General features: G+C 49.1%; 7 protein-coding genes and 1 pseudogene. 4 read left to right on the top strand and 4 right to left on the bottom strand.

The window, feature by feature from the left end; genetic code table 11:
• Positions 1-92 precede the first annotated feature (92 nt).
• Positions 93-348 (bottom strand): annotated as a pseudogene (locus CJZ78_RS14515) (transposase); the annotation flags it as partial.
• Between the two features lie 386 nt (positions 349-734).
• Here CJZ78_RS14515 and CJZ78_RS13865 point away from each other — a divergent pair.
• Positions 735-1,787 carry a hypothetical protein gene (locus CJZ78_RS13865; RefSeq protein WP_158217088.1) on the top strand — a complete coding sequence of 351 codons (1,053 nt, stop codon included), beginning with the start codon at positions 735-737 and terminating at the stop codon, positions 1,785-1,787.
• A 2,324-nt stretch (positions 1,788-4,111) separates the two neighbouring features.
• Here the strand turns inward: CJZ78_RS13865 and CJZ78_RS13860 are convergent.
• Genes CJZ78_RS13860 through CJZ78_RS13850 form a run of 3 tightly spaced genes read right to left on the bottom strand, consistent with a single transcriptional unit; the run spans position 4,112 to position 5,916 of the window.
• Entirely contained in the window at positions 4,112-4,762 is a 651-nt protein-coding gene (locus tag CJZ78_RS13860) for a hypothetical protein (RefSeq protein ID WP_143592937.1), read from the bottom strand.
• Between the two features lie 3 nt (positions 4,763-4,765).
• Positions 4,766-5,281 (bottom strand): hypothetical protein, encoded by a 516-nt coding sequence (locus CJZ78_RS13855; protein WP_143592936.1) that lies wholly within the window; start codon positions 5,279-5,281, stop codon positions 4,766-4,768.
• Positions 5,282-5,289: 8 nt separating this feature from the next.
• Positions 5,290-5,916, bottom strand: a complete 627-nt coding sequence (locus CJZ78_RS13850; RefSeq protein ID WP_143592935.1) for a hypothetical protein — start codon at positions 5,914-5,916, stop codon at positions 5,290-5,292.
• Positions 5,917-6,626: 710 nt separating this feature from the next.
• Here CJZ78_RS13850 and CJZ78_RS12800 point away from each other — a divergent pair.
• From CJZ78_RS12800 to CJZ78_RS13845, 3 genes are all read left to right on the top strand, one after another.
• Positions 6,627-8,270 carry a glycosyltransferase family 9 protein gene (locus CJZ78_RS12800; RefSeq protein WP_094561700.1) on the top strand — a complete coding sequence of 548 codons (1,644 nt, stop codon included), beginning with the start codon at positions 6,627-6,629 and terminating at the stop codon, positions 8,268-8,270.
• Positions 8,271-8,365: 95 nt separating this feature from the next.
• Entirely contained in the window at positions 8,366-8,878 is a 513-nt protein-coding gene (locus CJZ78_RS12795; protein ID WP_143592933.1) for a hypothetical protein, read from the top strand.
• Positions 8,879-8,948: 70 nt separating this feature from the next.
• Entirely contained in the window at positions 8,949-9,587 is a 639-nt protein-coding gene (locus tag CJZ78_RS13845; RefSeq protein WP_143592932.1) for a hypothetical protein, read from the top strand.
• Positions 9,588-10,477: the final 890 nt, after the last annotated feature.

Below are 10,477 nucleotides of genomic sequence, written 5' to 3'. Positions count from 1 at the left end.
CGAACTCTTAAGAGCTAAGGGTCGATGACCTCAAATATGACCGTCACCGCAACGTCCAGTTCATCGCTGTTCAGCGCTCAAGACAAAAACAGAAGGGTGACCAACCAGCTGAACAGCAGGTTGTAGCCGAGCTGCTCAATCAGCATCCGCTCGAAGCGAATGCTAGATCGCTTGCAGCAACAGGGTCAGTAGCAATTGTTCTGGCTGAATCGAGGGGCGTCCGTCCTCGGGACATAACCGGTAAAAGGTGGGGCAATTGGCGCAAAGGGCCTGATCGGCCAATTGCCGCACCTGGCGCAAAGGGTGGGATCCAGGGATCCGGTCTTCTGTTGAGATGTACGAAAACAGGGGGCCTGTGCGTTACTGCTCAACCCGCATCAACTCAGTTCTCCTAGCCCATTTTCCGCTAGGCGACTGGTTTTTCAGCAGCCTCTTGATACGGTTGGACCCAGCCCCCCCCCCTCGGTACATACCAATACCGCCGAGGGCAAAGGGAGACCATTGCTACAAAGTGTTAAACTCTATTTCTAAAGTGAACCATCACCAGTTCTGGCCGCTCGGATGAGGCCTTATGCGTTGATAGGCATTTGGAATTGATATGTTGGGCGGCCTTCCGTTCAGCAATACTTATTGATTGGGGATATCTTCTAGTCATTTTCGCCCTGCACCAGCCAAGGGGTGCTATAATTAACGAGCCTGCCGGATTAAGGCAGGCTTCTCACGAAATCAAAACCATGAAAAGAGCTATTTTCTTGGCCGCAGCTCTGGGAGTTGCGCCATTTGCATTCGGTCAATCTGCTTCGGCTGATGTGCCCAACCAACTATTTAACATTTTAACGCCGGCTGCAGGTAATGTTCAGTTCAGCGGACAAGGAACTGCAACATTTAACCAAAGCCTTGGCACCAACAACAACTTCAACGTTGGCTCATCCACCAATATTGGTGTGAACGCCAGCGCCTCCTCAACACAAGACTACGTTGCGAGCGGCTCGGGTAACTTAGATCTGTCCGGTTCTAGCCGTCTCCAGCAAACCATTGGTACCGCATCAGAAGCATTCAACACCAGCGTTGTAACCGAAGCAGCCGCCACTGCTGCCCATTCCATTGCTACTGAATCAGCCAATACCAGTACATGGGGCATTTCCGCAGAAGCAAAGTATGGTGCGGAGTACACAAACGGGGACGCGGCTGTAAAAGCTGATTACGAAGCCCAGTGGAGTGCTGGTTGGGAAGCTGAGTTTAAGCAAGCATATACGAATGCCTATTCTAACGTAGTTAGTAATTCGTCCGTAACCTCTCAGACAGCCGAAAGCGGTGCGGAGCAGTCCGGCGTTATTTCTGCGAACTTCATGACAACTGAGATTGGTGGCGGTACGCAGGCTATTCAGAGCGCTATGGCTCATCAGCTTGCTTCAGCAGAATATGGCACAGAGTGGGTGGCAGGCACAAAGTATGATGGTGAAGAATATGCAAATCAATCCGAATGGCAGGCTGCCTATGATGTAGCATATAATCAAGGCTATGCTGCATCAGCTGTCAATGCATCAGCAGCTACCAGTCGCATAAGCGAGAGCGATGTTAAGGTAACAGGTATTGGTGTCATCTCTGACGTCGTAGCTGCTGCCACCAGTTCCTTCACGGCCGAGGCCACCAAGAATACAGCTCACGAAGAGGGAAATGGTAATGCGAACGCAAGTTCCGGAGTACAGATGTCTACCGCATCTTTCGCTACGCAGGCCAACAGCACATCGGCTAACGCCTTTATGCAGGCCTTTGGATCTAATTGATAGCATAGTTGACGTCCTAATTTCTACTTAGTATGATATAAAGCGAGGGTTTTGCCCTCGCTTTTTTATTTATTAGCCACCGCAAGGACTCGTTAAGTTGCTTGACTGTACTGCATATTTGATTATAATACTTATCGAGTCTACCTGTCAGTCGTGGGGCGGCAAGTTCTCTGGGACTTACAGCAAAAAGAAGAGATACTGAAGGAGAATAAGCCGGTTTTTCAGTGACTTCCTTAATTGTTCCTACGTTTGTCATTCCGCCCACTACTTGACAAGGAGTATTTGCAAGAAAGTAGTATCAATGCAGGGCGTAATCGGATAGATCCATTGTTCCTGTTCGAGTAACTTGTGTTTCGCTAGCTTTTTACCCATAGTGATAAAATTTTGATATCTGAGTGATTTGAGGCGGCCCCTTTGAGGAGTTTGTCAGCTATGGTGTGTTTCTCAATAGTTCGTCCGCTACTATAGAGATCTTTGTCATGGAGCTACTCCGTAAAACAGGTATATTCTAGGAGTTGTTTGAGGTGTTTGAGGGATATCTCCGCTTTCAGGGTCCCTAAGCTCTTGATGGCCAGATAATTATTGCCACACTTGTCTCAGTTCCCAGACAGCGCATACCCCGCGAAGGCGACAACAAAAATAAAGCTAGTCAGGTAGCCCAGGGGTAGGATGACACACCATATTGATTTCAACAGACCAACAGTGATGCACTCTGGGTCAAAAAATAGTATCCACTACAACGGCTATAGGAATGGCATCTGCATCGATGTTGAGCATGGTATTATCCGCTATCATGCCGTATGCCCCGCCAATGTTCACAACAGCCATAGGCTTCCGTGCTTACTTGATCTGAAAATTCTACATAACTATACCTTGGCAGATTCTTTATATTACGACGAATGTTCGGGGCAGCTATTAATTTTTTGTGGTTTCGAATGCCTTATCTGTGAAATGAGGACACGTGATCATCGTATAAGTGATGCAGCAGACGAACTACTTGTATCAATCTAGCAACTAGAGCATGCCTTGAGCATGTTTTTGCTTACGCAGGCCCATGTAAATGGCCTGCAGGCTGACAAGAGTGATTATGCTTGAGGGAACGGGTGTGTGGTGGTAACTAATGAATTCTCCTATCGCCCTTTTTGCTAACCACGATGACCTTTAAAAGCTTCCTTTGTTGCTATAGATAAACTGTTTCAAGGTAAACCTGGCTGCCTATCTGGACAATGTGTGATTGAAGTTCCTTTGCGCTCGCCCCCGCGGCGTGCTCATTGATAAATCGTAGAAGATCAGTTATTTGGCGTTCCCGCAATTATTTTGCCATATTGCAATAATAGAACGCGTATAATTGGTCAATCAGCTCGATGCTCTAATCGGGTAGCCACGTTTATATGTGTCTTACTAGAAGTGCAAAATCGATTAGCTGAGGTAGATTTAAGCCATACGCACCTGCTATCGGCCACGATGAGATTGATACCACCGTAACACCTGACCTATCATAAGTGTGTCTCAATAGCCGAGGGCATAACAATCACCAGTCAACACCCTTTTTGATGCATATGGAGCCTAGATCTCTTTGATTCGGAGATTTAGAACTTATTTGCTGCAATGAATTTGATCAGCTTCCTTCAGAGGCAGCAGAGAAAGGCGATCAATCAGGGGGCTTTTTTTAGACTCTTAGCATGGGCGCCAGTAGTGGGGTAGAAGGACGGGTAGATGTTTCGTCCAGCTCTTCCAGGGGAATCAGGGACGAAAGCCCCCCCAACGGTTGCCAGGGTCCAACTTGTCGCCAAAAAGCACTTATAAATTCTAAATTTCAAGCTGCTAATTATAGTAATTCTAGCATAATTGCGACATTAAATGTTTATAGTTAATAAGAACGTGTGTGGTACGTCTTCTCCGTATGTTTTATATGAGTAAGAAATAATTTGGCCAATTATGACGAATTAGTGTTTAGAGAGTGTTTGCATCTCTACTTAGGCAGGGTGAATATGTTGCCATCGCTATCTTTGATCACCCTAGTTTGACCGCTTGTATTGCTTCTAGTCCAGAAGCCTGAAGGATTGAGGATCGCTTTACCGCCTGGATGTTGCACTGTTGGTAATTCACGTACAGGTCTACCAGTGCCTTCGATGAAAGTATTGGGATTTACACCGGGAGGTGGGTACACCAGGCATGGGTTCTGCGGATTGTTTCCTGTTGGATCCGAGGGATAACAAGGTTGAGCAGATGCGTTACTATCAATCACGACAGGAGCAGTGGAAACCAAGAGCAGGCTAGATGTGAGAACCATAAACTGGAGTGAGATTCGCATTAACTGATATTTAGCTACGTGTAGTTTGCGGTACTTTTATAGGCACTTGAGGAGTAGACTGATTTGATTTGGGAGACTGCAGTGAGCGCTGACCTTGCGAAGATCTTGCAGGTCCAATAACGCTGACTGAACATTTTTCAAGTAGAGGATACTGCTCTGGATCAACGCGTATACCATCACGCTGGAGCTGAGCACACGCACGTATCATAGACAACTGAGTCGATATTTCTCTATCCTCTACTGTAATTGCAGCAATACGCTTACACGACTCAAGAACAGATGATCCAAATGGAACAACTAGGCCAGCATTTATAGAAAAATTGTTTGCATCATTGCCACTATTTGTAACAGCATCGAAGGCGTTTAATTGATTTTCACCATAATTTCCTCCTATGAATAACGTGGGCGTTCTGCAGTAAACTCCAGGTCCGAATCCAGTTTCATTCTGATAGGCATTGTTCGTTTGATAATTTATGTTGGTGCCACCAGTTGTAACAGATGACGCCGAGGGGGCAGCGGAGTTGGTTAGCGAAGAGCTATTATTAGTTTGTTGAGCATATGAATACTGAAAAGTTGTGAAAAATGAAAATTGCAATGCTGCATGAGATGCATATTTAAAAACTATATTGATGAGCCGTTTTTGAGTAATTGGTGGCGTCATAAATTACTCAGCACCTTCAAAGTTTGCACGTAAAGTATTGAAAAATGAAGTCTCCCCGTTGCTTACGGATACCGTTAGCGAGTGGCTTGCTGTGGCAGAGGCATTGCCAACACTGACTTGTCCATCTGATTCAGTGGTAGTAAGAGAAGCCCGAAACGTTGTACCCTTATCGATCAAGAATATATTATCTGCGGTGATGCCAGTTAATGTAACATTGCTGCCATTAGGCGTATTTTGAAAGGTTGCACCAGTGCCTCCAGCAACAGTTCCAGCTTTGTTGGTGAGCTGTGAATCCTCCTTGAGATTTAATACAGCCTCTGTCTCTACTCTTAAATTAGGAGAAGCATTGGCGGATGTATTGACTCCATATGATGACTGAACGGTGTACGAAAATACACGGTTATTCCCGAAATTTGTATTATTACGCTCTAATACTTGAGCGTTTGCACTGCTTAATTGAAGCGAGAGAAGTGTCAACAATTTTAAAATAGAAGAACTGCGTAAATCAATCATCTTCATGTATCGCTTCAGAAGCTCTGAGCGAATGACTGAGTGAAGGAGTTAGCTTGAATATCAATGTTTGTTTGCGTGCTTAGGTTTGCTGAGGCGGCTGCATTACCGCTGACCAAGCCATCATTGGCTTTATATAAGCAGGGTATTGCGTTGGTTGGAGAACATGCTGTATCTTCAATGTGAGGATGAACAGTGCTATAAAAACTCGCCTCACCAGTATCCTGAATAAACATATCGGCTGAGGCTGTCATTCCTTGGATGTTTGCAATTCCAGAAGCAAACTGAGTTTCTTCCGCTTGAATAGTCGAACCTGCTCCAATGCCATTGCTTTCTGGATTAATGTTGCCGTCACCCTTGGCTGTTAAGTTGCTGATATTAATTATTGTGCTGCCAGAAGTGCCTCCAATTGCAGTCTTAACTGAAACTTCAGTTGGAATTAATACAGAGCGTGATACCGCAACTAAGCCTACGGAAGCGGTTAGGTTAGTGCTTGCGCCAAAAGCTGTGGAATTACCTACACTTAATGATGTGCGACTGCCGTTTGTGATAGAGGTGTTTTGAGTTTCACCTTTAGCTGGGGCATTTGGCAATTGCTGACCCTGCACTTGCTGAAAGAAATTCATGGCAATCAGGGCTGCCAAGGATGAGGTAATTAGCTTCATGTTAAAAGACGGATGGGGGGGGGGAATTTAATGCTTGAATTTAATGACTAATTCCTGAACATAATGAAACTCCCAAATCGTTCGAATTAGTATTCATCATACAGGGAAGGTCTTGTTCTGTCTTCCATGGCCCCTCTAGTGAACTCCAAATTTGTTGGTTTTTCTTATTGGTAGGTAGGGGGGAAAGAGGTGTTAAAGGTAGAAAAGGGAATGTTTGGCTCGGCAGGTATTAGTTATCTTGTGAAGGCAGATTTGATTGATGGAGAACGAAACTTTGAAAGTTTGGCTGTTCGCTAGCCCAGTACATAGAAGGCGCTGCTCTAATGAGAGTCACAATGGGGAATCATATAATTTTTTTCACACCAGACAGGAGCATGTGCCCATTGAACATAGCACCTCCTGGGGTCAATATTCAGGGTTGCTTGGGCAGCTGCGAGGATTGTTGCAAATCTTATTGATGATTGCTTTCTCGCTCCTGCTTGAGCCCGACCAGTTTGTTTATTGGTATATGATATTATTTTACGCTAGGGCTGATGGGTGGGCAGCATCGGGGGTTTGGCTTGAGATCCGGCCAGCCCCTTGGGGCTTCTTCCCACAGAGAGGCTCGTCAACGCAATCATCGCCACTTCTACTCCACCCAAGTTGCGCCGCTTGCAGCCCAGTATCGGCTGGATGAAGCAGAGCCTATTTTGCTTCTGCTGGTGCAGGCCCGCAGCCAGTTGCCCGACGTCTATCGCGATCTGGCTGAGCTGGCACGGAGGCGCGGCTGTCTTGATGATGCCCACCGATGGCAGTCCAGGTGGCTAAGCCTGCCAGCCGAAGACGTCAAGCAGCTCTGGCACCAGGCCTGCGCCGCTGAGCAGCAGGGAAGCGCTGACTTAGCCGTGGAGCGTTATTTACAACTCCTTCAGCTTGATCCCCACCATTTGGGCGCCCTCGAACGGGCCGTGGCCTTGCAGCTCCGATCAGGCCATTGGACCATGGCCCTCCCCCTGCTTGAAAAATTGCTCGAACAGCAGCCAGATCATCCTTCGCACTTGGCAGATTCTGCCTTCTGTGCGCTCATGCTCAGCAAATCAACTCAAGCCGAGGCCTATGCCCGCCGCTGCCTGGACGCCAGTCAAAGCAGCTCATTCACGAGCTCAGATCTGCGCCAGGCTCAGGCCGTCTGCCGGGCCGTCCAGGCACGTCTCATCCAACATGACGGTGATGAGATCGCGGCTCTTCAGCTCGGCGAGCGAGCTCGTGAGGAAGCGAGCGGGGCATGGCCGATTAGTTGCATCTTGGCCCCTCTTTATCTCAATCAACATCTCCTGCCCAAGGCCTCTGACCTCATCGAGGAGGCATTGCAGCTCCAGCCAGAATCAGCCAAGCTGCACATCTTGAAGGCAGATCTATGTCTGCTGAGCGGGGACTTGCAGCGCGGATTTCAGGAGCTGCAATGGCGTTGTACCAAGGCCATCCACGGCCACCAACACACCCTTCCCCAGTGGCAAGATCACCAGTCTGAGGGCCCCATCGCCCTGCTTGCTGAATCCAGTCTGGGTGACACTCTGCTCTTCAGCCGCTACGCCAGCTGGATCCAGACACAGACACAGCGGAAGGTTCTGCTTTACGTGCAGCCGCCATTGTTGGACCTCCTCCGCTGCAGCCTCCAGCCACTGGTTTCGGTGTTGCCGCACGGGCAGTTGGCTGCTCAGCGGCAAGGTTGCTTGCTACCGCTGCTGTCGGCCCCTGCGCAGTTTGGGACCTGTCAGGAGCATGGTGAGCTCACCAAGCCCCATCTGCGCGCTGATCCAGAGCTTGTGGTGTCTTGGAAGCAGCAGTTGGATTGCCATGAAGACGAGCTTCTGATCGGCATCAACTGGCATGGTTCAGCGCTGCATGCCCTTTCAGAGGGGCATCGCTCGGATATTCCGCTGCACCTGTTTAAGCCCATTGCCGATTTGCCTGGCGTGCGGCTGGTTGCTTTCCAGAAAGGCATTGGTTCGGAGCAGCTCCATGACTGCTCCTTCCATGAGCGCTTCATCAACAGTCAGCCGATGGTGAGCCAAGAGCTGCGACTGGCGCACATGGCGGCAGTGATGCAGCTATGTGATTGGGTAGTCAGCGACGACAGTGGACCCTCTCATCTAGCCGGTAACCTCGGTATTCCTAGCCTAGTGCTGCTGCCAGAGCGGCCCAACTGGCGCTGGGCATCCACTTGCGAGCATTCTCCCTGGTATCCGAATAGCCGGCTGCTTCGCAAGCAGCCAGGCAAGGGTTGGTCAGAGTTGATCGAGCAGGTCTGTCAGCAGATCTCAGCTCACCGCCTGCCACGCCGTGGCGTCTGACGCAGCCGCTGCAACTGAGTGTGTCGTCGCACCCGCCGCTTCCCACCCAAGCAAAAGACGCCACAGTGGCATCAGTAACGCTCGTTGAAGCAACCATGAGCAGCAATCAACCGTCGCCGCAACCCGCCGCTCACGCGTTGTTCACAGGTCGATGGAGCGGCATATTGCTGACCGCAGCCGTAATCCTCATTGTCTGGCCCGCCCTTGGCAAGGCCTTGCCGCAGGAGGTGGACTTGAAGCGCGACCACCAAGAAACGAGCAAGCAGCTCATGGAACGGTCCGCAGAATGCTCGAGGCTGGAGAGAGAGTTCAATCAATATGACCTTTATCGTTCCGCAAACAGCAGCAAAATGTATGGTGTTGACATTATTGGGCGTGTATGGACTATGATGCGTCAGGCTGGAAGAGGATGCAGTTTGCAAACGCAGTATCGTCTCAACAGGCCTGATTACGAAATTGATTATCTTGGCAAGCGAATCTGGAGCACTTTCCACTACGAGGATAAACAGTTGTGCCTTTACACACGCCAACCCAGGTCTAAAACCAGCAAGCGCTGCTTTCAGCCTGTTGGACTTGTGAGCAAGCTCGCGCCTTATTTCTTAAATTAAGCTTGTGTGCTGTTTCCTTGCCCGATTCGATAGCTTCTAATACTCTTTTGTGATTTAGTCATCCTCATGTTTGCAACCCGTGCCCTGTGTATCTAGGATATGTTTTAGATGGCTTGTCGATGCCAATGGCTTTGCTGGTATACGTGCAGCCTTCGATGTATCAAGACCAGTATTTCCATCTGATGAAAGGCTCGCCATGGTCTCCTTCATGAATGATCAGCTGCCACCGATCGCCTCTTGCCATTATGAGAATTCATTCTCCTTGCAAAGCCATTGCACGCAAGAAAAGCCCGAATACTCCCTTCTTGCGAAATCATTTTTGGGGCTTGCGGCTGCGGGTCTCATTTTTGCGCAGCTGCCGCTTCTGGCCAAGAGCATGGATGGCTTCATTGCTTTTTGTACTTCTAACCATGACAGCACCGGTGAATGTGTTAATCAAGAAGATGGCCGAAAAATCCAATGCTTGATTGTGCCAGGGCAAATCATTTCATGCCCAGCACATTCAAAGTCTGTAGAATGCATATGGATTAGCAGCATTACGGCCAATCAGGCTCAGTTTTGGTGCGATCCAGACGGCGAGGCCGCACTGTATGAAGGTGTGTTGAGTGACTCCATGCTTGATGTCCTAAGTCCATCTCCACAAAGCATTCCCGATTCAGGATTTGACTGGAACCCAGCTTGGAACAACATCTTTGAAGGTGGTTTCTGATGTATGGGCGGAAGAGTGGGCAATGAAGAGTCTTCCCTGGGTTGCGTAATGAAAGTGGTGGTTCAGTCGGTGCATGTTATTTCTAGGTTATTGTCTTTCAGGCCTGAGACCACGCAGCTCGCTAAAATATTTCCTGTAGTGCGTGATGCATGAGGCCTGGTTAGTACAACAATTACATTGGGCTGAATACTGTTAATCACGTCTAGGCGGCAGCCCATGGAAATGACAGTCAAAAAGCTGAGCATTTCAACTGTATGCTGGCTAATGCGCAAAACCTAATTGTATTTTTTGCCAAAGACAGGAAGTGCTTGAGAATTGCAGCTGAATGCATCAAGGGTGATGTGACTTTCTGCGTTGAAAGCGGGTTTCGGTAACTAATTTTCGGTGGTCGCGCATGTGCCTGATCCCCTGTCCTGCCGATTTAATATGCGCTCTCAGGTTGTTTCTCTTGTTTAGTCGCTGGCTGCAGTTCGGGTGCTGGTATCTCGAGTTGGATTGGCATTTTCAGCCCTCGCCAGCCATTCACTCTCCAGCAGCATGTTGAACTGCAGCAACTGGGCGTCGCTGAGCTGCTGGCGGCTGGTGAGGGAGAAGTGCTGCTCGAGAAAGGCCCGGCCCTGGCCGGGATCCAGCGGCGTCCCATGGAGTGGTGTAACTCGGGGGGATCAGCCCCGGCGTAGCCGGGGCTGACGGCTCAACTCCCTCAGTCTTTAGCTGTGGCAATGGGTGGGCCGGTCTGTGACCCTGTTCGGAGCACTACCACCAAACCGAACACAGACCATGACCCATATCCCCTGGCTGCCTGGTGCCAGATGGTGTTTGGCCCAGTCAGAGATCGCTTCTGAGCTGAAGCCACTTACGGCGGTGATCCTGACGTGAATTGGATGGCC

This window comes from Synechococcus sp. 8F6 (assembly GCF_002252665.1).
In the GTDB taxonomy this organism is placed as follows: Bacteria; Cyanobacteriota; Cyanobacteriia; order PCC-6307; family Cyanobiaceae; genus Cyanobium_A.
Note: the sequence above shows the minus strand (reverse complement) of the source record. Positions and strands in the feature narration are given on the sequence as shown.